Annotated in this window: 22 protein-coding genes; 1 reads left to right on the forward strand and 21 read right to left on the reverse strand. The window is 48.2% G+C overall.

Annotation, left to right across the window (positions count from 1 at the left end; genetic code table 11):
• Positions 1-62: 62 nt before the first annotated feature.
• From AADZ70_RS12085 to AADZ70_RS12185, 21 genes are all read right to left on the reverse strand, one after another.
• Entirely contained in the window at positions 63-809 is a 747-nt protein-coding gene (locus AADZ70_RS12085) for an arylamine N-acetyltransferase (protein ID WP_342007103.1), read from the reverse strand.
• A gap of 24 nt (positions 810-833) precedes the next feature.
• Positions 834-1091, reverse strand: coding sequence for an HPr family phosphocarrier protein (locus tag AADZ70_RS12090; protein WP_012118534.1), 258 nt, complete (start codon positions 1089-1091; stop codon positions 834-836).
• 23 nt (positions 1092-1114) lie between these two features.
• Positions 1115-2065, reverse strand: a complete 951-nt coding sequence (gene whiA / locus AADZ70_RS12095; RefSeq protein ID WP_007407421.1) for a DNA-binding protein WhiA — start codon at positions 2063-2065, stop codon at positions 1115-1117.
• A gap of 26 nt (positions 2066-2091) precedes the next feature.
• Positions 2092-3045 (reverse strand): YvcK family protein, encoded by a 954-nt coding sequence (locus AADZ70_RS12100; protein ID WP_013353725.1) that lies wholly within the window; start codon positions 3043-3045, stop codon positions 2092-2094.
• A complete protein-coding gene (gene rapZ / locus AADZ70_RS12105; protein ID WP_013353726.1) occupies positions 3042-3929 on the reverse strand; it encodes an RNase adapter RapZ in 888 nt (295 codons plus the stop codon). Before rapZ ends, AADZ70_RS12100 begins: the two co-directional genes overlap by 4 nt.
• Positions 3930-3954: 25 nt before the next feature.
• Entirely contained in the window at positions 3955-4422 is a 468-nt protein-coding gene (locus AADZ70_RS12110) for an 8-oxo-dGTP diphosphatase (RefSeq protein WP_013353727.1), read from the reverse strand.
• Between the two features lie 274 nt (positions 4423-4696).
• Positions 4697-5647, reverse strand: coding sequence for a thioredoxin-disulfide reductase (gene trxB, locus AADZ70_RS12115; RefSeq protein WP_029575303.1), 951 nt, complete (start codon positions 5645-5647; stop codon positions 4697-4699).
• Positions 5648-5853: 206 nt separating this feature from the next.
• Positions 5854-7260, reverse strand: a complete 1407-nt coding sequence (locus AADZ70_RS12120; RefSeq protein WP_049627469.1) for an NlpC/P60 family protein — start codon at positions 7258-7260, stop codon at positions 5854-5856.
• 397 nt (positions 7261-7657) lie between these two features.
• Complete coding sequence (locus tag AADZ70_RS12125; RefSeq protein WP_016937823.1) at positions 7658-9112, reverse strand: tetratricopeptide repeat protein; 1455 nt, start codon at positions 9110-9112, stop codon at positions 7658-7660.
• A gap of 92 nt (positions 9113-9204) precedes the next feature.
• The gene (locus AADZ70_RS12130) at positions 9205-10290 is read right to left on the reverse strand and encodes a HAMP domain-containing sensor histidine kinase (RefSeq protein WP_016937822.1); all 1086 of its coding nucleotides are present in this window, start codon (positions 10288-10290) and stop codon (positions 9205-9207) included.
• Positions 10287-10964 carry a response regulator transcription factor gene (locus AADZ70_RS12135; protein WP_016937821.1) on the reverse strand — a complete coding sequence of 226 codons (678 nt, stop codon included), beginning with the start codon at positions 10962-10964 and terminating at the stop codon, positions 10287-10289. Before AADZ70_RS12135 ends, AADZ70_RS12130 begins: the two co-directional genes overlap by 4 nt.
• A gap of 36 nt (positions 10965-11000) precedes the next feature.
• Entirely contained in the window at positions 11001-11606 is a 606-nt protein-coding gene (locus AADZ70_RS12140) for a hypothetical protein (protein ID WP_016937820.1), read from the reverse strand.
• Positions 11607-11694: 88 nt separating this feature from the next.
• Entirely contained in the window at positions 11695-13464 is a 1770-nt protein-coding gene (locus tag AADZ70_RS12145; RefSeq protein ID WP_342007104.1) for an ABC transporter ATP-binding protein, read from the reverse strand.
• Between the two features lie 212 nt (positions 13465-13676).
• Positions 13677-14297: a bifunctional phosphoribosyl-AMP cyclohydrolase/phosphoribosyl-ATP diphosphatase HisIE gene (gene hisIE, locus AADZ70_RS12150; protein WP_016937818.1), complete on the reverse strand. Its 621-nt coding sequence runs from the start codon at positions 14295-14297 to the stop codon at positions 13677-13679.
• The gene (gene hisF, locus AADZ70_RS12155) at positions 14294-15052 is read right to left on the reverse strand and encodes an imidazole glycerol phosphate synthase subunit HisF (protein WP_342007105.1); all 759 of its coding nucleotides are present in this window, start codon (positions 15050-15052) and stop codon (positions 14294-14296) included. Before hisF ends, hisIE begins: the two co-directional genes overlap by 4 nt.
• Positions 15049-15786 (reverse strand): 1-(5-phosphoribosyl)-5-[(5-phosphoribosylamino)methylideneamino]imidazole-4-carboxamide isomerase, encoded by a 738-nt coding sequence (gene hisA, locus AADZ70_RS12160; protein WP_342007106.1) that lies wholly within the window; start codon positions 15784-15786, stop codon positions 15049-15051. Before hisA ends, hisF begins: the two co-directional genes overlap by 4 nt.
• Positions 15783-16421: an imidazole glycerol phosphate synthase subunit HisH gene (gene hisH, locus AADZ70_RS12165; protein ID WP_016937815.1), complete on the reverse strand. Its 639-nt coding sequence runs from the start codon at positions 16419-16421 to the stop codon at positions 15783-15785. Before hisH ends, hisA begins: the two co-directional genes overlap by 4 nt.
• Positions 16422-17006: an imidazoleglycerol-phosphate dehydratase HisB gene (gene hisB, locus AADZ70_RS12170; RefSeq protein WP_016937814.1), complete on the reverse strand. Its 585-nt coding sequence runs from the start codon at positions 17004-17006 to the stop codon at positions 16422-16424.
• A complete protein-coding gene (gene hisD, locus AADZ70_RS12175; protein WP_016937813.1) occupies positions 17003-18286 on the reverse strand; it encodes a histidinol dehydrogenase in 1284 nt (427 codons plus the stop codon). The genes hisB and hisD overlap by 4 nt, the downstream gene beginning before the upstream one ends.
• Positions 18283-18924, reverse strand: a complete 642-nt coding sequence (gene hisG / locus AADZ70_RS12180) for an ATP phosphoribosyltransferase (RefSeq protein WP_016937812.1) — start codon at positions 18922-18924, stop codon at positions 18283-18285. Before hisG ends, hisD begins: the two co-directional genes overlap by 4 nt.
• Positions 18917-20089, reverse strand: coding sequence for an ATP phosphoribosyltransferase regulatory subunit (locus tag AADZ70_RS12185; RefSeq protein WP_016937811.1), 1173 nt, complete (start codon positions 20087-20089; stop codon positions 18917-18919). Before AADZ70_RS12185 ends, hisG begins: the two co-directional genes overlap by 8 nt.
• A 240-nt stretch (positions 20090-20329) precedes the next feature.
• Here AADZ70_RS12185 and AADZ70_RS12190 point away from each other — a divergent pair, with 240 nt between their 5' ends.
• Positions 20330-21055: a C39 family peptidase gene (locus AADZ70_RS12190; protein ID WP_016937810.1), complete on the forward strand. Its 726-nt coding sequence runs from the start codon at positions 20330-20332 to the stop codon at positions 21053-21055.
• Position 21056: the final 1 nt, after the last annotated feature.

Raw genomic sequence — 21056 nt, forward strand, 5'->3', positions numbered from 1 at the left:
ACCGAAACAAAAAACGGCTTCCCTGCGGGAGGCCGTTTTTTTCTGCAGGAAATCTGCAGGCTTTACATAAAATGAGTATTAAACTTTTCTTCAAACTCTGATCGGTCTATTCTGCTGTTTTCCGCTGTGCCATCGTGTTTTTTTATTGTTATATTGCGTTCAGACAGAACCATGTGCCCTTCCGGTGTCCGCTTAGAAGCAAGCAGGCGTTTGTTGAAAGGAGAGCGTTCATGTTCAAAGATTGTTTGTTTCATAGACTTGAGGTCCTTTTCATCGATTTCTTCAAGCGAAAATGCGTAACCTGTCTGCCAGCCGTCCCCTTTGTTCATTTCAAGCACGTATGTCCCGAATTCCGTCTCTTCTATCCTCACACGGAACGCGCCGGCCGCTGATACCATCTCGTCTCCCGAAATCGGCACAGGCTGCATGGCGAGATTGAGGCCGAAGCCTGCATCAGCGATGTACTCACTCCCCCCGGCGGAAAGAAGCACGGCCGCATGTGTGCCGGGCAGCGCCCAGCCGTTTTTCCAGACCGTTCCGCGGATCAATTTGACATCAAATCCGGCATCTTTCAGTATGAAATAAAGCAGTCCGTTCAAGTCATAACAAAGGCCGCCATGAGGTTCCTTCACCATGTGCCGCCACAGTCCTTCTTTCGTGACGTCATATTCTTTTTTGGACAAAACCGCGCGATTTTCAAACGGAAACCGATACGCGAGCGCCTTTAAAAACTCCGGCAGGTTGCTGAAATCGAGGGAATCCTTTTCCCAGCCTATCGTTTGATAACAATCTTTCAGAAACTCATTCATCGTTCCGTCCCCCTTACAAAGTGTTTACACTTCTTCCTGCACATAAGCGGACAGCTTTTCCAGCGCTTCCTTTTCATCGTCGCCTTCAGCGATCAGAGTGACTTCCGTCCCCGTGCTGACCGCCAGACTCATTAATCCCATAATGCTTTTGGCATTCACTTTCTTGCCGTTTTTCTCAAGAAACACATCTGATGCAAAACGATTTGCCTCCTGTACAAACAATGCAGCGGGACGCGCCTGCAATCCCGTCTTTAAACGCACTTCCACTTTCTCCTGAACCATAAGATCTCCCCTTTTCTGTACGGTTATTTCAAAGTGATGCTTTGTCCTGTACGCAGCTGTTCTGCAATTTCATCGAGCTTTCTCAGCCTGTGATTGATGCCGGATTTGCTGATTTTCCCGCTTGCAACCATTTCCCCAAGTTCTTTCAGCGTGACTTCCTGATAATCAATCCGCAGCTGCGCAATTTCGCGAAGCTTTTCCGGCAGCGCTTCAAGACCGATCCGTTCATCAATGTATTTAATATTTTCCACCTGTCTGAGCGAAGCCCCGATGGTTTTGTTTAAGTTAGCTGTTTCACAATTAACGAGGCGGTTCACCGAATTTCTCATATCTCTGACAATCCGCACATCTTCAAAGCGAAGCAGTGAATTGTGGGCGCCGATGACATTCAGAAATTCAGTGATTTTTTCCGCCTCTTTTAAGTACGTAATATAGCCTTTTTTCCGTTCAAGCGTTTTGCTGTTCAGATGGAATTCATTCAGCAGCGCGCATAATGAATCGTTATGTTCCTTATAAAGCGAGAAGATTTCCAAGTGGTATGACGATGTTTCAGGATTGTTCACGGATCCCCCCGCCAAAAACGCCCCTCTCATATAAGAACGTTTGCAGCAGCGTTTCGCCACCAGTTCCTCAGAAATATTCCTCTCGAATACAAAGTTCTCCCCGAGGATTTTCAATTCCTCCAAAATCAGCTTTGCATTTTCAGAAAAGCGTACAATATAAACATTGTTTTTTTTCAGCCGCATTTTTTTTCTGACTAACAGTTCGACCGATACATCATATTGTTTCTTCAGCAATGTATAAATACGGCGCGCAATCGCCGCATTTTCGGTTTGAACGTCAAGCACGAGATGGCGGTTTGAAAATGACAATGAACCGTTCATCCGAATCAGCGCGGACAGCTCCGCCTTGGCGCAGCAGTCCTTCACTTCCAGATTCGTCAGTTCTTTTTTGGTTTCCGATGCAAATGACATATTAGCCACCTCATTTCAAAAGACCTCTAGTCCCTTAATAAATCGACGAGAAGAGAAGCCACTTTATGTGTATCGTGACGGATTACGCCATTTTTATACGTGATAATCTGGTCTCTGATCACTTCAAGCCCCATGGCTTTCAGCTTTTCAACGTTAAATTCAACGGGCCGGGCCAGCTCTTTCGCATATTTGCTTTTGATTTCGTCAGGGATATCTTCATTATTGATTAAAATCGTATCGATAAACGGCTGCTCCATATGATCGTTCAGCGCCTTAACATGGTCGGCCGCGCTGTATTGAAGCGTTTCGCCGGGCTGCGTCATGACATTGCAGATATATACTTTTTTGGCCGCAGCCTTGACGACTTCCTCTCCGATTTTCGGCACGAGCAGGTTCGGGAGAATGCTTGTATACAGGCTTCCCGGGCCGATAATGATTAAGTCGGCCTGGCGGATCACGTCAATCGTCTCCGGCAGCGGATCAATTTTTTCAGGCGTAAGAAACACCCGTTTAATGCGCTGGCCGTAAGAAGGAATGGTCGATTCTCCGGAGACGACCTGCCCGTCCTCCATTTCGGCATGAAGAACGACGCTGGTGTTGGCAGCCGGCAATACTCTGCCGCGGACATTCAGCACTTTGCTCATTTCGGTGACAGCGTGAAAGAAATCACCGGTTATATTCGTCATCGCTGCCAAAATCAAATTGCCGAGCGAATGTCCGGTTAAGTCGCTTCCTTTGTTGAAACGGTGCTGAAACAGGTTTTCAACGAGCGGCTCAACATCTGACAAAGCAGCCAGTACGTTACGGATGTCACCCGGCGGCGGAATTTGAAGTTCATCCCGCAGACGGCCTGAACTTCCGCCGTCATCAGCAACGGTCACAATCGCCGTAATATCAACGGGCTTATGCTTTAATCCGCGGAGCAGCACAGACAAACCCGTTCCGCCTCCGAAGATTGCGATTTTCGGCTTCTTATTCATTTTCGGCTTCTCTTTTCAATGTCCCGGTGAGTAACATGAGTATAGAAATCCTTTTTAAAGTAATCAGCCAGATACTCAGCGAGTGTAACAGAGCGGTGCTGGCCGCCCGTACAGCCGATCGCGATGACAAGCTGGCTTTTTCCTTCCCGCTTATAAGACGGAAGCATAAAGCCGAGCAGATCAACAAGCTTTTCGATAAACTTTTGTGTTTCATTCCACTTCATCACATAAGATGAGACTTCCTCATCTTTCCCCGTAAGCGGCCTCATGCTTTCAATGTAGAACGGATTCGGCAGAAACCTTACATCAAACACGAGATCGGCATCTATCGGAAGACCGTATTTGAAACCGAATGACATCACGTTCACTGTAAAGGTCTCACCTTGGTTCGTGGCGAAATGCGCCACTATTTTTTCGCGCAGATCACGCGGTTTCATATCCGACGTGTCATAGATCAGCTGAGAGCGCCCTTTCAATTCTTCAAGCAGCTGGCGCTCCAGTGCGATTCCTTCGAGAGGAAGCCCGGTAGCGGCCAGCGGATGAGAACGTCTCGTTTCTTTGTATCTCGTCACAAGGATGGAATCCTTCGCATCTAAAAAGAGAATGCGCGGTGTAATCCACGGATTTTCCGCCATTTCATCCAGCGCCTCAATCAGCCTGTCAAAAAATTCACGTCCCCGCAGATCCATGACAAGCGCGACCTTGCTCATTTTTGAACTTGATTCTTTCATCAGTTCCAAAAATTTCGGCAGCAAGGAAGGTGGCAGATTGTCGACGCAAAAATAGCCGAGATCCTCAAAGCTTTGAATGGCGACGGTTTTCCCCGCTCCAGACATTCCCGTTATGATGACGAGCTGAATATCATGATTTTCATTCACACTCATCTTTCTCCCCCCTGAGGTCTTTCTTTTACTTGATAAGCTGCGGATCTAAACGATAGCTGAGCAGCTCGAAGTCCGGCGTATACGTAAAGGTGCCGTGCAAAAGCCCTTGGCCCTTGATCATAAAATCAAGGATATGTCCGTCTCCGGGTGCCATCGGAAGGCTGTGGATATCTTTCACGTCATGCCACTTCAGAATGCCTTCCTCTGATTCAGCGACATTCCGCCCCGTGTAGGAATCGGCGACAAAAGTAAACATCATCCACTCTGACACGATTTGTTCCTGTTCCTTAATAATAAAGGTAAACACGCCTTTTAACTGCGGATTTAATATATAAATTCCCGTCTCTTCTCTGTACTCTCTGATGACGGAATCTCTGACTGATTCACCGCTCTCCATCTTCCCGCCGGGCGCGACCCACCAGCCCCGTCTCGGCTTTTGGAGAAGGAGAACCTGATCATCTGTCTGCAGCACACAATTTGTCACTCTTTGCACAAGTACGTCACCTAACCTTCTCAACAAATCATCGTCTCTTCATTATACCGTTTCGGCATGTCTCTCACAATGCAGAGACACCGACATCCTTTTCTTTTATTTGACAGAAAACAAAAATTTACAAAAAAAGGGCACGGATACTGGAATCCGTGCCAAGGTGTATTCATATAAAAAGGGGGTCAATTACTACATTCATCTTAAAACATCAGTATTTCACCCGTGTTACAGCGGAATTAAAAGCCAGTAACGATTCAAAAACTGAACATTACAGTGATTATTTAACGGTTTTGAGCGTCTCCTGAAGCTCTTCCACATAATGCTGAACGCTTTGGGCCGCAATACTTCCGTCACCTGTCGCCGTAACGATCTGGCGGAGTGATTTTTCACGGATGTCTCCCGCAGCGAAAATGCCGGGAACTTTCGTTTCCATTTGATCATTTGTTTCAATGTAGCCTTCTTCATTTGTGATGCCCAAGTTTTCGAACGGTTTAGAAAGCGGAAGCATGCCGATATAAATAAAGACGCCGTCAGCTTTGAATTCTTCCTCTTCTCCCGTCACAGTATCCACAAGTGTCAGTCTGCCGACTTTTCCGTTTTCTTCATGGATTTCTTTTACGGTTTTATTCCATTCGAAATCAATTTTGTCATTGTCAAAGGCACGCGCCTGAAGAATGCTTTGCGCACGCAATTTATCACGTCTGTGAACGATGGTGACTTTTGAAGCGAAGCGTGTCAGATAGACGCCTTCTTCCACAGCCGAGTCTCCGCCGCCGACTACGACAAGCTCTTTATTTTTAAAGAATGCGCCGTCACATACCGCACAGTACGATACGCCGCGGCCGCCAAGTTCTTTTTCCCCGGGAACGCCGATCTTTTTGTATTCCGCTCCGGCAGAAATGACGATGGCGCGCGCTTTATATTCTTTTGAACCGGCTTTGACCGTTTTATATTCTTTGCCGTCGACGATTTCTTTAATATCGCCGTACGCATATTCCGCACCGAATTTTTTCGCATGTTCAAACATTTTATTAGAAAGTTCAGGGCCGAGAATGCTTTCAAAACCCGGATAGTTTTCAACATCCTCTGTGTTAGCCATCTGGCCGCCCGGAATTCCTCTTTCGATCATTAATGTGGATAAGTTCGCTCGTGATGTGTAAACGGCAGCGGTCATCCCCGCCGGACCCGCGCCGATAATGATCACATCATAAATTTTTTCTTCTGACACCATGATTCACTCCTTTTCGAAATGGGGCGCACCCTATATGAATAAGAATCCCCATCAATCGTATTCCTTACCCATATCCTATAAAATCTGAGGGCGATTCGCTATTTTTTTGCTCATTTTTCTGAGAAAACGTGATTAGGCATCTCCTGAGCGGGTATACAAATAAAGAAAGAGCCTTCCGGGATGGAAGGCCCTTGTCTTATTCATTATTGCACGACACGTCTTACATTGCCGTTGAATACTTTTTTCCAGTAAGGGTTGCTCATAGAATCGATGGATACACCATGAGATGTATTATCGTTCAGGAATGTCCCGTTACCTAAGTAGATGCCGACGTGGCCGTTTGTTTTATACGTATCGAAGAATACTAAGTCTCCGCGTTTCATGTCAGACGCGCTGACTGCTTTACCTCTTCCGATTAGCGTATCTGTGCTTGTGCCGCTTACAGGTCCGAGGTTAACGCCTGCGTTAGCATAAGCCCAGCGTACAAATGATGAGCAGTCAAAGATACGGTTGTTAATATCAGATTGTGTGCGTCCGCCGCCGAATTTGTACGGAGATTGACCCACAAGGCTTGATCCTACGCTGATCGCGCCTTCAATACCGCCTGAATTTGAGATAACAGATCCGCCGTCAGAATCATCTGAACCGCCGCTGTTATGAGATGAGCCGCCTGAAGTGCCCGATTTGCTTGAGCTGTCAGATGAATCAGATGATGTTGAAACAGCCGCTTTTTTCACAGTTTTAACCGCTGCCGGCTGGCTGTCATCTGTTTGGTTTTGGTCTTCAGAGGCTTTTTGCGCTTCTTCCTGCTTTTTGATCAGGGCAGCCGCTGCAGCCTGCTCAGCTTTAATGCGCTTCTGTTCTTTTTCAGTGTCAGCTTTTGCGTTTGCAAGCTGTGACGCTTCTTTTTTCAGATCAGAGATAGCGGCAGCCGCTTTTTTCTGACCGTTTTTCGCTTCGTCGAAAAGCTTGTCTTTCTGATCAAGCTGTTTGTTCAGGTCTTTTTGCATAGACTCTAGCTTCGCAAGGTCATCCTGGACTTTTTTCAGCTTCACGTTAAGCTCAGCTTCCGCATCTTCGAGTTTCGCTTTATCCTGCTCCTGCTGTTTGATCAGATCTTTATCCGCATCAACGATAGAAGATACCGCAGTCGCACGTGAAATGAAGTCCCCGAAGCTTGTCGCCCCTAAAAGAACATCTATGTATCCTTGAGAACCGCCGTTTTCCTGTAAAGAACGAACGCGTTTTTTCAGGATTTCATTGCGTTTTTCAATACGCGCTTCTGTTTCTTTGATTTCTTTTTTCAAATCAGCGATGCGCTTTTTCGTTTTTTCGTTTTCAGCTTTTTTATCTTCAATTTTATTACTTGTATCCAACGCTTTTGCGTTAATGTCTTTCAGTTCTTTTTCAATCTTAGCCTGCTTGTCCTGAAGTTTAGACAATTCCTTTTCTTTTGCATCAAGGCTTGAAGCCACCTCAGATTGCTTGCTTTCGATTTTTGCTTTTTTGCTGTCTAATGTTTCCGCCGATGCAGTTTTTGTAAATGGGATCAAAAAACTGCTTGTCCCGATGACGGAAGCCAAACCAAGTGTTAATAAACTCTTTTTCACTTTTTCTTTCCTCCCTTTTACTTTAAACCTGTTCTCATTTGGAATTCTATTATGAACATCAAAGTTACGCTTCCTCACATACCCGTGAGGCTGATGATTTTTATGTATGAATCTTTTAATCTTTTAAATTGGTATAGATTATACAGCACATGTAAAATAAACTAATCTCTTATGTACGAGAATCATTATACCATCATGTTTCGACAATTTTTATTACAGTTATATTTCAATGTGATTGCAAATCTCATATTTTGCAAAATAAACGGTGCTGGCGGCCTGATTTCGGTTCAAAAAGCAAAAAAAAGACGTATAAAAATCTCTTTTTCCGGCAGTAAAGTTCTGTTTTGCCCCTTTCTGATAAAAAAAGAACCGACTCTTTATATAGAAAGAATCGGTTTTATTCCAATATATCATCTATTTGTCTGATGTATTTTGACAGTGTTGCCGGAGATACACCGTAAATGGCGGCCGTATCTTTTTTCGTCGTTTTTTCGCCGTTTGCTTCTTTCCATACGTATGCGATGGCTGCGGCCCATGCCCGCTCATTCTGTACGGCAGCAGCGGCGCGGATGTGCTGAATGACGTGAAAAACCCAGCAGCTCATGACGTCAGTCTTTAAACTGCCGGCATCCGCTTTCTCCAGCAGCTTGACCGTCCGATACGTAAACAAAGCATCATGAGAAACGCCTGAAGCGCCTTCTTCACCGGAAAGCAGCAGTCTGACGAAGTCTTGTTCAAACGGTGAAGCAGCGCGTTTTGCCGTCAGAACTTTCTCAAGCTGGTTTCGCTCTCCTTCAGCGCTGCTGATATAATAGGCGGCGAGCCGCTGTTCAAGTGCAGCAGGCAGCGGTTCCTGCCGTTCTGCCCAAGGCGCGGACCGGTCTGATTCGGGAAATTCGGTTTCGGCCTTTCTCCAAATGGTTTCGGCAAATTCTGTGCGGCCTGTCCCGTAGGCTGAGGCGGCCAGCCAGTAATAAAACGTGTCGTCGCCTTCAAACCCGCTTTTGTAGAGAGACCGGAGCCATTTATAGCCGAGATCATGTCTGCCGACAAGCGCCAGCGTCGCCCCCAGCTTGTAGCGCTGTTCGAATAAAATCGGATACACATTGGAGAGCCTTTCGCTCAATTCCCCGACTTTTTCATCTTCTCTCTCGTAATAGCAGAATACCAGGTAGTTGCACAAGGCATGGAGATTGCCTTCATTTTTCTCAAGCACTTCGAATACCGTCTGTTTCGCTTTTGTGACATTGCCTGAGTAAAAGTAAGCGAGCGCAAGGTTGTTGTACGCGGACCAAAGCTCGGGATAATCGGCTGTAATCTCTTCAAGCATGACAACCGCTTCATGAAGCTGGCCGCTCTCAAGAAGCGTTTTTGCCCGGTCCTGCCTGATCAGCAATTCATCCTGATCATAGAGCGATTCGTTTTCACCCGCTTCACCGAAATCCAAAAGCTCCATCAGATTTTCTATCTCTTCGCTGAATTCTCCGTCCGGTTCGGCATCTGAATAAGCCGCGGCTTCTTTGTATGCTTCCTGAAAGAGCCCCAAATGCGCGAAATTGTTCGCTTTAAAGTAATGACACTCGGGCATTTCTTCTTTCAGGTTCACCATAATAAAGTCGAACAGCTCATTTGACTGCTGGTAGTGGCCCATTTCAGAATAAATGACGGCCAGCCGGGACAGCATTTCGGAATCATTCGGCTCGAGGTGAACGGCCCTCTGAATCAGTTTGCTGGCCCGTTTTAAATTCCGCTCTTTATATGCTTTTAAGCCTTTATGAAAAAAATATTGTCCATCCTGAAGCAGCTGGACAATTTGTGCGTGCTTTTTATGTTCAGAAGTGTGTTTTCCCACAAATATCCTCCGTTTTATACGTATTACCGTCAGTAGTATACCATAAAACGGTTTCGCCTCAATAGTTCAAAAGACAGAATCAGCTTCGTTTTTTACTGGCTGGTTCGACCAGATTTTAGCTGTTTTTTTTCATGCGGATCGGCAGGAAGGGTGACGCGGAAAAGGGTTCCTTCGCCCCGCTTGCTTTCTACCTCTATCGAACCGCCGTGCAGCTCGGCGATTTTTTTGGCGATGGACAGGCCGAGGCCGCTGCCCCCTGCGTTTCTCGCCTTGTCCGCTTTATAAAACCGTTCAAATACGCGCTCCGCCTGCTCAGGCTCCATTCCGATTCCGTTGTCGGCGATTTCGACAGCCGCCGCCTCCGGCAAATCAACAATTTTAACGGATATACGGCCTCCCTCACCGGTAAACTTCACGGCATTGTGAATCAGATTCATCCATACTTGGCTGAGCAGCGCCTCATCTCCGTACACATACGATTCCTGTAAATCGATGAGAAATTCAATCTGTTTGGCGGACCACTCAGGCTCACAGGTCAATATGGTGCGCCGCAGCTGTTTGTCAATGCGAAACGGTTTTTTTTGAATCGGTTCGGTTTGGCGTTCGAGTGCAGTGAGCTTCAGCAGATTTTCACTGATTTTGGATAAGCGTTCTGTTTCTGTCTCGATGATGTGCAAGTAGCGCCCCCGCTCCTCATATGATAAATCCGGTTTTTTCAGGAGGTGCGCGTACCCCTTTAATGAAGTAAGCGGGGTTTGGATTTCATGGGAAACGTTCGAAATAAATTCTTGTTTCAGTTTTTCCATTTCGCTCAGTTCGGCGGCAAGTGTCGACAGTTCATCAGCCAATTTCGTCACGGGGTGGTCCCGTTCAATCTTCTCCATTTTCCTGGAGGCGGCCGCGGTGAAGTTGCCGCTCGACATTTGCTTGATCGTGGCGGTCAGCGAATCCCAGATCGCATGATGTCTTTCACGTGCTGACTTTGAAAAAATAAACATCGTGACAAACAGCAGGCCGAAAACAAGCCAAAGCGTGAGAATCTGCTGGACGTAGGGTACAAGCAAAACCGGCCATATGAGACCGAATCCCTGAACGATCAGGTGGGCCGCCAGCCATAAGAATGCGGTGACGGTGAGAAGGATAATGATTCTTCCAGCCGTTCTGAAGATCCGTTTCATCCTGTCACCACAAACCGATAGCCGAGCCCCCGCACCGTATGAATGGCAAAAGGATAGTCTTTTTCCGGAAACCGTTCTCTCAGCCTTTTAATATGCACGTCAACCGTCCGCTCATCACCTTCATAATCAAAGCCCCAAATATCTTCTATTAAATGTTCTCTAGAAAACGTCTTATTCGGGTAACTGGCGAGCTTGAATAAAAGCTCAAATTCGCGCCGGGGCAGCGTCATTCCCGCTCCGCCGCCGCGCGTTACGGTGCGGGATTGCTTATCTAATGTGACCGTTCCGACGGTCAGCAGTTTTTCAGCGGTGATCCGGTACCGTTTCAGCAATGCTTTGACCCTCGCTTCAAGCTCAAGCGGCTCAAACGGTTTGACGAGATAATCGTCCGCTCCGGAAGTAAAACCTTGCACTTTGTCCAGTGTTTCGCCTTTTGCCGTCAGCATTAAAATCGGAATATCCGTAAAGCTGCGGACGGCTTCACTGACTTCAAACCCGTCCATTTTCGGCATCATCACATCCAGTATGACAAGATCAACAGGTGTTGATTCTATCAGCCGCACCGCCGCTTCTCCGTCTTCAGCTTCTGCGACGTCAAAGCCGCTCTGCTCCATCATAAGGCGGACAAGCTCACGGATATGGCGGTCATCATCCGCAACCAATATGACAGCCATAAAAATCCCTCCTTCTGATTTTTTACTCATCATCTTTTAATGAATCGACATGATTTTTATAAGCCGTCTGATCTTTTCATTGTCTCCTGTATCGACATACACTTTTTTTGTATGGCGGATCATCTCCTCCGTCACTTCTTTCATTACGCCTTTTTCAGAAGACTCCCAGCGCAAAGGAACATTGTATACCTGAATGGTGCCGTCGCCGTTGCTGCTGTAAGTGACCGCCCCATCAACTAAACGGGAACCGGCTAACTGAGTAACATCTTCCGGATAGCGGGCGCTCGTACGATCGTCAGGATTGACGAGTGCTCCGGCCGGAATGCGGCGAACGTTCAATTCATCTATCAGCTGATTTTCCCCAAGCTGCAGCCAGACGCGGGCATATTCAATTTGCAGAGGAGAATAATCTGCCGCGATGCTGTCTGGTTCGCTTTTGTCCGCAGAGATGTGATGTGAATCTTTGTTTACAGCTTCGTTTTTTTCTGCCGGTGATGCTGTTTCAGTCTTGTTTATGCTGCTTCCCCCGGCCGGACTTGAAGAATGGGCCGGCTCTTCGTCGTTACCGCCCGTACACCCGGCAGTCATGAATACGAGCAGCACGGCAGCGTGACAATAAAAAATCGTTGTGCGTTTTTTCATGATTTAACCCCCGCTTCCAATGAATAGGATTCCGGCTGCAAAATAAAAAGCAGCTTTTTCAGCTGCTTTCTATTCCTAAAGTCTTGCTTTACACAGCTTTGTTTTCTAAATCGGCATTCAGCTTCAGCTGCTGTTCCGCAAAATCGCGGTACAGCGCATGGGATGCCATTAATTCATGGTGTGTGCCCCGTCCGGTGATTTCCCCCTGTTCAACAAAGAGAAGCTGATCTGCATCCACAACCGTGGATAAACGGTGGGCAATCACAATAGTGGTGCGCCCTTCCATTAAGACTTCGAGCGCCTGCTGCACCCATTTTTCAGATTGGCTGTCCAGACTGGATGTCGCTTCATCAAGCATCAGAATACTCGGATTGCGGAGAAGTGCTCTGGCAATGGCAATGCGCTGGCGCTGTCCGCCTGAAAGCATAATCCCCCGTTCACCGACCTCGGTTTCAAATTTCTTCGGTAAGTCTTCAATAAATTGCAGGGCGTAGGCCATGTCAGCCGCTTGTCTCAGTTCCTCATCAGTCACCTCGCGTTTTAATCCGTAGCAGATATTATCGCGGATGGTTCCTGACATTAACGGGCTTTCTTGCGACACGTAGCCGATATGCTCCCTCCATGATTCAAGAGAATACGCATCAATCGGTTCGTTTCCGAGCAAGATGCTTCCGGCCGTCGGATTGTAGAATCGTTCAAGCAGCTTAAATAACGTTGTTTTCCCGCCGCCGCTCGGTCCGACAATCGCGGTGACTTTGCCGGCATCAATCGTTGCCGTAATGTCTTTTAAGATGGTTTGATCTTTTTTGTAGCCGAATGAGACTTGTTCAATCTTAATCGGCTGATCTGCGTTTTCAATGATTTTTCCGGTTTGGATATCTTCTTCTTTTTCTGCAAGAATGTGAATCATCCGTTCCGTTGCGCCGACGGATTTTTGAAGCTGTGTAAAAAATGAAGTGATCTGGCCCATCGGCATAATGATCTGAAATAAATACAGAATAAAGGCAACGAGCGCGCCGGCTGTCAGTTCACCGGATGACACCTGCATTCCGCCGTACCCGATGACAGCGACCAGCGCCGCCATTAATACAAGTGTAATAAGCGGGCCTACGAGCGACTGCACCTTCGCTTCACGCAGCCCGAGTTTAAAGAGCGCCATGATGCCGGCTTTTCCGCGGCCGTATTCCGCTTCTTCAGCGTTTGAGGCTTTCACAAGTCTGATTTCCGGAAGGATGTGGTTTAATAATCCGGTGAATCTCGCCGTCTCATCCTGTGTCTCCCGAGAAATTTTAAACATTTTCCGGCCGATCGGCACTAAAATCACCGCAGCCAGCGGCACGACGATCAGCACGAGCAATGTGAGCTTCCAGTTCATGAAAAATAAGATCGTCAGTGACCCGATAACGGAAATGATTCCGGTAATAAATCCGCTGATATTGTTTGTGATCAGCTCTTTTACCACCATCGTGTCATTGGTGACACGGCTGATCGTTTCTCCCGTGGCGTTTTTGTCAAAATAAGAGACAGGCAGTTTAATTAACTTCTGCCACAACAAATCACGCAGCCCCGAGATGATTTTCTGGCCGCTGTAGTTCAGGGCATAGGTGGCGTAGGCGCTTAATGCAGCCTGTACGATAAACACGGCTGCAATGATTCCGATTTGCACGCCTGACAGCGACGACATGGAAAAGCCGTCGACGAGCTGCTTTGTCAACAGCGGAATCAGCAGGCTGACAAGCGTTGTCACAATACTGAGAGACAGCGCGAAGGCCAGCATTCCGTAGGATGGTTTTGTTTTTTTGACTAATGAAAAGAATGAGCTGAATTTCCCTTTAGATTTTGGTTTTTTATTCGGCATATATTTTCCTCCTATATCACTGTTTATACTATAACGGATGTGCATGAACGGAATATGAACAAAACGTACATTTTTGATAAAAACCAAAATAAACTCTATTAGTCAATATTATCAAATTCATCTGCCTCCGGTTGCGAAATAAGGAATATTTTATTGAATGTTTAAGTTCGGGCATATTTAAAAACCTCACGGAGCTCTCCGTGAGGTTTGTTTTACTCAGATGCTGAATGGCGTTTCGCAAGAACGTCAAGCACGTCGTCCAAAGGAAGCGACTGTTCACGCAGAAGAACGAGCAAATGATACAGCAAATCTGCCGCTTCCCATTTCAATTCTTCATGGTCGCGGTTTTTCGCGGCGATGATCACCTCTGCGGCTTCTTCGCCGACTTTTTTAAGAATTTTATCGACGCCTTCCCGAAACAGATACGTTGTGTAGGCTCCCTCAGGCATCTCCGCCTGCCGTTTGGCGATTACGCTTTCCAGTTCGTTTAAGATGCCGAAACGATCCTGTGCGTCCGCTTTTTCCGGAGAAAAGCAGCTGTAGCTTCCCTTATGGCATGCGGGTCCTGAAGGCTCCGCAAGCACAATGAGGGCATCTTGATCGCAATCATAGCGGATGGCTTTCACCTTTTGGGTATTCCCCGACGTCGCTCCTTTATGCCACAGCTCCCCGCGTGAACGGCTGTAAAACCAGGTTTCTTTCGTTTCTATCGTTTTTTCGTAGGATTCACGATTCATATAAGCCAGTGTCAGTACTTCTTTGCTTGCCGCATCCTGTACGATGGCGGGAATCAGCCCGGCCTCGTCAAACCGCAGTTCATCTGCCCGTTTCATCTCACATTCACCCCGTGTTTCTTCATATAATCTTTCACTTCTTTTATAGATGTCTCTTTGTAATGGAAAATGGAAGCTGCAAGCGCGGCGTCCGCTTCACCGATCGTGAAGGCTTCAAGCATATGGTGCGCGCTGCCGGCTCCCCCTGAGGCAATGACGGGCACCGGGACGGCATGTGAGACAAGTTTTGTAAGCGTATGGTTAAAGCCTGTTTTCTCACCGTCAGCGTCCATGCTTGTCAGCAGGATTTCACCCGCTCCCCGTTTGACGGCTTCTTTTGCCCAAGCCGTGACTTCCCACTCGGTTTTCTTTCTGCCGCCGTGTGTGTACACCTTATAGCAATCCGAATCTTCGTCATACTTTGCGTCAATCGCCGCTACGATGCATTGCGAGCCGAAAAACTCAGCTCCTTCCGTAATCAGCTCGGGTCGGAGGACGGCCGCTGTATTAACGGATACTTTATCAGCGCCGGCGCGAAGCATTCTTTTCATATCGCTTAATTGATTGATTCCGCCGCCGACCGTAAACGGAATTGCCAGTTTTGCCGCAACCTGCTCAACGACGCCAGTCATCGTCTTCCGGCCTTCATGAGAGGCGGAAATGTCGAGAAAAACAAGCTCGTCAGCGCCCTCCCTGTCGTAGGCTTCGGCCAGCTCGACAGGATCGCCCGCATCTTTCAGCCCGAGAAATTGAATGCCCTTGACGACGCGTCCTTCTTTCACATCGAGACATGGAATGATTCGTTTCGTGATCATGCGTCCTTCACCCCGCTGAGCGCTTCAGCCAATGAAAATTGTTTTGTATACAGCGCTTTTCCGATAATCGCTCCCGATACGCCGGTGTCTTTGAAGCGGGCCAGCGCTTTGAGGTCGGCGACTGAGCTGACACCGCCTGAGGCGATGACGGTTTTCCCCGTTGCTTTTGCGAGCTGAACGGTGCTTTCGATGTTCGGGCCTGACAGCATGCCGTCAGTCGCAATATCCGTGAAAATGAAGGTTTCCGCCCCTTCCGCCGCCAATTCACGGCCCAGATCGGACGCTCTTACCGAAGATGTTTCCAGCCACCCTTCCGTCGAGACATACCCGTTTCTCGCATCGAGACCGATGGCGATTTTCCCTCCGTATTGTTTCAGCATGCTTTTCACAAACGCCGGATCGGAAACGGCCGAGCTGCCGAGAATGACACGATCAGCGCCTTGTGATAAGTAGCCGTACACATCCGCTTCAGAACGGATCCCGCCGCCGATCTCAACCTTGACATCAAGCTGCCGGACGATGTCCAGAACATGCCTGTCGTTTACTTTCCTGCCCTCTTTCGCACCGTCAAGATCCACGAGATGAATCCATTCGGCACCTTCGTTTGCAAATTGCGCCGCCATGTCTAAAGGTGAGTCTCCGTATATCGTTTCCTTGCCGTAATCACCTTGAATGAGGCGGACGCATTTGCCGTTTCTCATATCGATTGCCGGATATAATGTAAAAGCATTCATTTTTTCACCTTCTGTTCCGCTGCCATTTTTGTAAATTGCGTTAAGATCGCCATTCCGGCCGTGCCGCTTTTTTCCGGGTGAAACTGCGCTCCGAAGACATTGCGTTTCCCGACGACCGCAGGAACACGAACGCCGTACTCAGCGCTTGCCAGAAGATCGCCTTCTTCCATCCCGTCTATATAATAGGAATGGACAAAGTAAACAAAGCCTTCTCCCGCTTCCGAAAGCAAAGGAGATGTTTGGTGAACCGTCAGCCGATTCCAGCCCATATGCGGCACCTTCAGCTTATTTCCTTCGGCATCCCTGTCTTTGAGTCTCACTGCTTTTCCAGCTAATAAACCAAGTCCTTTTGCAGAGCCGTTTTCGCTGCTTTCTTCGAAAATGAGCTGCATGCCGAGGCAGATGCCAAGAAGCAGCTTCCCTTCGTCAACCATACGGTGTATGAATTGATCAAGCTTCGTGCTGCGTAAATTGTCCATGGCGTCACTGAATGATCCGACACCGGGGAGAATAAAAGCATCCGCTTTTTCGAGCTCTTCCGGCCGGTCTGAAACGACATACGGGACGCCGACGCGTTCCAGCGCCTTCGACACGCTGAATAAATTGCCCATTCCGTAATCAATTACACCGATCATTTACAGCATCCCTTTCGTAGACGGCACACCCTTGACGCGCGGGTCAATGGATGACGCTTCGTCCAGCGCTCTGCCAAGCGCCTTAAACACGGCTTCTATCATATGATGGGTATTCGTGCCGTAATGAACGATGACGTGCAGATTCATTCTCGCTTCGAGCGCCAGTTTCCATAAGAATTCATGTACCAGCTCGGTATCAAACGTTCCGACTTTCGCTTGCGGAAATGCAGCGCGCATCTCAAGGTGCGGCCGGTTGCTCAGGTCTACGGCGACTTGGGCGAGCGCTTCGTCCATCGGCACAAGCGCTGATCCGTACCGTTTGATTCCTTTTTTATCACCGAGCGCCTCCAAAAAAGCCTGCCCTAAGCAGATGCCGATATCTTCAGTCGTGTGGTGATCATCTATCTCCGTATCGCCTTTTGCGTCAACGGTTAAATCAAATTGTCCGTGCTTTGTAAACAAATCAAGCATATGAGTCATAAACGGCACATCCGTGCTGATATCGGCTTTTCCTTCTCCGTCAATACCGAAAGCCAGCTTAATATCCGTCTCATTTGTTTTTCTGGCGCGTTCCGCTTTTCTCATCGGTCATTTCCTCCGTTTCTCGCTTCAATCGATCTTGCATGCGCTTCAAGCCCTTCCAGTCTCGCAAAGGCGGCAATGCTGTCCGCGTGGGTTTCAAATGCCTTCCGGCTGTATGAGATGATGCTCGATTTCTTTTGAAAATCCGTGACATTCAGCGGGCTTGAAAACCGCGCCGTCCCGTTTGTCGGCAGAACGTGATTCGGTCCCGCAAAATAATCGCCGACCGGTTCAGCGCTGTATCGCCCTAAGAAAATCGCTCCCGCGTGCCTGATGCTTCCAAGCAAAGCCTCCGGCGAATGCGTCATGATTTCTAAATGCTCAGGCGCCAGCGCATTCACCGTGTCCACCGCATCCTCCATCGTTTCCGCGATGTAAATATGGCCGTGATCTTTGATCGATGCTTCGGCGATTTCTTTACGCGGCAGCGTCTGAAGCTGTTTATCCACTTCACCTGATACCGCTTCTGCAAGCTTCCGTGAGTCGGTGACAAGCACGCATGAGCTGAGCATATCGTGTTCGGCCTGAGAAAGCAGGTCAGCGGCAACTTCTTCGGGCACCGCCGTATCGTCTGCCAGGACTGCGATTTCACTTGGCCCGGCTATCATGTCAATATCCACATCGCCGAAGACTTCGCGCTTCGCCAGCGCCACAAAAATATTGCCGGGACCTGTAATCTTATCAACAGGCTGTATCGTTTCCGTTCCGTAAGCGAGCGCGGCAATCGCCTGCGCGCCTCCCGCTTTGTAAATTTCCTTTATGCCGAGCTCAGACGCTGCCGCCAGAACGCCCGGCGAAAGGCTGCCGTCTTTTCCCGGCGGACTGACAAGAACGATCCGCCCCACTCCCGCAGCGAGAGCGGGGATGACATTCATTAAAACGGAAGACGGATAAGCGGCCGTCCCGCCCGGCACATATACGCCCGCGGAATCAAGCGCCGTTATTTTCTGCCCGAGCATCGTGCCGTCTTTACGATGGTAAAACCAAGAGGATTGCAGCTGGCGCTCGTGATATTCTTTAATATTGGAAATTGCCTGCTTGATCACTTCCAGCAGCTGATCATCAAGCAGACGGTACGCCGCTGCGATTTCTTCTGCGCTCACCGCCAACTGTTCCAGGCTGATGCCGTCAAATGTTTTTGTATAGGCCAAAACGGCTTTGTCGCCGTTTTTTCTGACGTCTTCAATAATCGCCCTGACGGTTTTCCGCTGTTCTTCGGTTCCGCTGTCAATGGAACGCTTCAGTGAAAACCGCTCGCTTTTATTTATTGCGGTTATTTTCATTTTGCCGTTTCTCCTTCCACAACCCTGGCCAGCCTGGCAGCCATTTCGTCGATTACGTCATCCTTCATACGGTAGCTGACCGGATTGACGATAAAACGCGATGTGATGTCACAAATGTGTTCTGATTCAACGAGTCCGTTTTCCTTTAATGTCCGCCCTGTTGATACGATATCCACGATTCTGTCAGCAAGCCCGATTAAAGGTGCCAGCTCAATGGAGCCGTTCAGTTTGATGATTTCCACCTGCTCGCCCTGCTCTCTGAAATAACTTGACGCAACATTCGGATATTTCGTCGCGATCCTCGGGGCGACACCGTTCCAATCCGCTCCCGGAAGCCCCGCAACGGCGAGATGGCATTTGCTGATATTCAGATCGAGCACCTCATACACGTCACGCTTTTCTTCAAGCATGACATCCTTTCCGGCAATACCGGCATCAGCGACGCCATGTTCGACATAAGTCGTGACGTCCATCGGCTTCGCTAAAATAAAGCGGAGATTTTCTTCAGGAACATCGATGATCAGCTTTCTTGATTCCTCAAACTCCTCGGGCAGCCTGTATCCGGCCTGCCGCAGCAATCCGGCCGCTTCTTCGAATATCCGCCCTTTTGGCATTGCCATTGTGAGTACCTTACCCATTTTGCTCTTCCTTTCTGGCACCGATAAAGTATGTGACGTTTGTGAATGATTTTGTCATATGATCGATATTTTCAATGCCCGCCAAATCCTGCAGGACGATCTTTCTGCCTCTTGCCCTTTCTTCCTCCGCGAATAAAATGGCCTGCGCCCGCTGCTCCTTGCTGAAAATAACGGCGTCCGCCTCGCTTGTTTCTTCCTGGATGCCGAGCGCTTCAATCAGCCTGTCGATACGGAGTCCGAAGCCCGTGGCGGGAGCAGGGCTGCCGAAATGGCCGAGAAGATTGTTATAGCGGCCGCCGCTTCCGATGACAAACCCGACATTTGCCGCATACACTTCGAATAAAATTCCCGTGTAATAACTCATATGGCTGACCATGTTCAGATCAAGGCGGATATGCTCGGCACACCCGTAATCTTCAAGAATGTCCCATAGGTCTTCCAGCTCCTGAATCACGTTTTGCCCGGAGATGCCGATGATCTCCTCCGCTTTGGCGCAGATCTCCTTTCCGCCGCGCAATTCCAAAAGTCCGAGCAGCCGGCTTTTGTCTATTGAAGAAAGCGGAAGCGATTTGACATGTTCTTTGTACCCCACATAATTCTTTTCAAAGAGAAAGCGCCGCAGGACATCCGCCCGCTCGGCATTGCCCAGCACCTCGACAAACAGCTCATCTGCGAGTCCTGCATGGCCGATCGCGATTTTAAATTGGTGCAATCCCGCGTTTTTCAACGCGCCGGCCGCGAGTGCAATCACCTCAGCGTCCGCGCTTGTTGATCCGTCGCCGATCAGCTCCGCGCCGACCTGTTCAAATTCGGCCGGACGTCCGCCTTCCCGTTCTTGAGCGCGGTAGACGCTTGCCGCGTATCCCGCTCTGAGCGGATGATTATTTTTGTGCAGCTTAGACGCCGCCACCCGGGCAATCGGTCCGGTCATGTCAGGCCGAAGCACAAGCGTTTTTCCGTCCTGATCGAGAAGCTTAAACAGCTGCTGTTCTTCAATGGCTGACTGGACACCCACTGTTTCATAGAATTCGAGGGTCGGAGTCTCCATAAACTGATAACCCCATTTATCAATTAAATCCGTCAGTGTGGAACGGACTTTCTTCTTTGCTTCGTATAAACCGGGAAGCGTATCTCTCATGCCATGCGGTTTCTCAAACATAAACATTGCCTTTTGCACCTCCGCTTTGTCTGAAGGAAAATTCCGAATCCTTTAGTTCGCTAATATGATAATATGTTAGCAGATAAAAGAATGGATTGCAATGCCCAATGTCCGCCTATTCTTTCCCATATTGATGACTAAATCATGAACAAATCTGTAAACATAACAGAACAATCTAATCATATTGAACAGAAGTGCTATAATACATAGAATAGCTTCATCAGAAACAAGGGAGAATAATTGATAATGAAGACGCTTGGAACATTATGTGTGCTGATTCTGACAGCCGTCCTTGTCTATCTGGGATATAACATCTATACAAACGATATTCATTTGAATTTTTTCAATCAGCAGTCCGACGAGCCTGATGAGAAAACACCGTTAAAAGGGAGCGCGTCACCGCTGAATGTCGTTTTGTACAGACAGATGGATTCACCCAGACTGTACAATGGCTGTGAGGTGACAAGCCTTGCTATGATTTTGAACAATGCCGGATATCATGTATCAAAAAATACATTGGCGGATCGAATCAATAAAGTTCCGCTCACATACAGCAGCGGGCTGAAAGGAGATCCGAATGAAGGATTTGCCGGAGACATGGAAAACGGCCCGGGTTTAGGCGTTTATCATGAGCCGATTGTTAAACTGGCCAAAGAGTATGCGGGAAACAAAGTATACGACCTGACAGGAAAAGACATTTCTGCTGTGTACCGCCAGCTTGAAAAGGGACGGCCGGTCTGGGTGATTATCACCACTTCCTTTAAACCGGTTGATCATATGCAGACTTGGAATACGCCGAACGGAAAGGTCGACATCACGTTCAGCATGCACAGCGTAGCCGTCACCGGTTATGATCACGATTATGTATACGTCAATGACCCTTACGGCTATAAAAACAGAAAAACGGACCGGACTGAATTCGAAAAAGCCTGGAAGCAGATGGGCAGCCAGGCCATTGTAATCAAGTCATAAA

It is taken from the genome of Bacillus sp. YBsi01 (genome assembly GCF_038406745.1).
In the GTDB taxonomy this organism is placed as follows: Bacteria; Bacillota; Bacilli; order Bacillales; family Bacillaceae; genus Bacillus; species Bacillus siamensis.

Coding starts and splice junctions, on each gene's coding strand:
- AADZ70_RS12085 (WP_342007103.1), bottom strand. CDS start 809: ATGAATGAGTTTCTGAAAGATTGTTATCAAACGATAGGCTGGGAAAAG.
- AADZ70_RS12090 (WP_012118534.1), bottom strand. CDS start 1,091: ATGGTTCAGGAGAAAGTGGAAGTGCGTTTAAAGACGGGATTGCAGGCG.
- whiA (WP_007407421.1), bottom strand. CDS start 2,065: ATGTCATTTGCATCGGAAACCAAAAAAGAACTGACGAATCTGGAAGTG.
- AADZ70_RS12100 (WP_013353725.1), bottom strand. CDS start 3,045: ATGAATAAGAAGCCGAAAATCGCAATCTTCGGAGGCGGAACGGGTTTG.
- rapZ (WP_013353726.1), bottom strand. CDS start 3,929: ATGAGTGTGAATGAAAATCATGATATTCAGCTCGTCATCATAACGGGA.
- AADZ70_RS12130 (WP_016937822.1), bottom strand. CDS start 10,290: ATGAAACGGATCTTCAGAACGGCTGGAAGAATCATTATCCTTCTCACC.
- AADZ70_RS12135 (WP_016937821.1), bottom strand. CDS start 10,964: ATGGCTGTCATATTGGTTGCGGATGATGACCGCCATATCCGTGAGCTT.
- AADZ70_RS12140 (WP_016937820.1), bottom strand. CDS start 11,606: ATGAAAAAACGCACAACGATTTTTTATTGTCACGCTGCCGTGCTGCTC.
- AADZ70_RS12145 (WP_342007104.1), bottom strand. CDS start 13,464: ATGCCGAATAAAAAACCAAAATCTAAAGGGAAATTCAGCTCATTCTTT.
- hisIE (WP_016937818.1), bottom strand. CDS start 14,297: ATGAAACGGGCAGATGAACTGCGGTTTGACGAGGCCGGGCTGATTCCC.
- hisF (WP_342007105.1), bottom strand. CDS start 15,052: ATGATCACGAAACGAATCATTCCATGTCTCGATGTGAAAGAAGGACGC.
- hisA (WP_342007106.1), bottom strand. CDS start 15,786: ATGAATGCTTTTACATTATATCCGGCAATCGATATGAGAAACGGCAAA.
- hisH (WP_016937815.1), bottom strand. CDS start 16,421: ATGATCGGTGTAATTGATTACGGAATGGGCAATTTATTCAGCGTGTCG.
- hisB (WP_016937814.1), bottom strand. CDS start 17,006: ATGAGAAAAGCGGAACGCGCCAGAAAAACAAATGAGACGGATATTAAG.
- hisD (WP_016937813.1), bottom strand. CDS start 18,286: ATGAAAATAACCGCAATAAATAAAAGCGAGCGGTTTTCACTGAAGCGT.
- hisG (WP_016937812.1), bottom strand. CDS start 18,924: ATGGGTAAGGTACTCACAATGGCAATGCCAAAAGGGCGGATATTCGAA.
- AADZ70_RS12185 (WP_016937811.1), bottom strand. CDS start 20,089: ATGTTTATGTTTGAGAAACCGCATGGCATGAGAGATACGCTTCCCGGT.
- AADZ70_RS12190 (WP_016937810.1), top strand. CDS start 20,330: ATGAAGACGCTTGGAACATTATGTGTGCTGATTCTGACAGCCGTCCTT.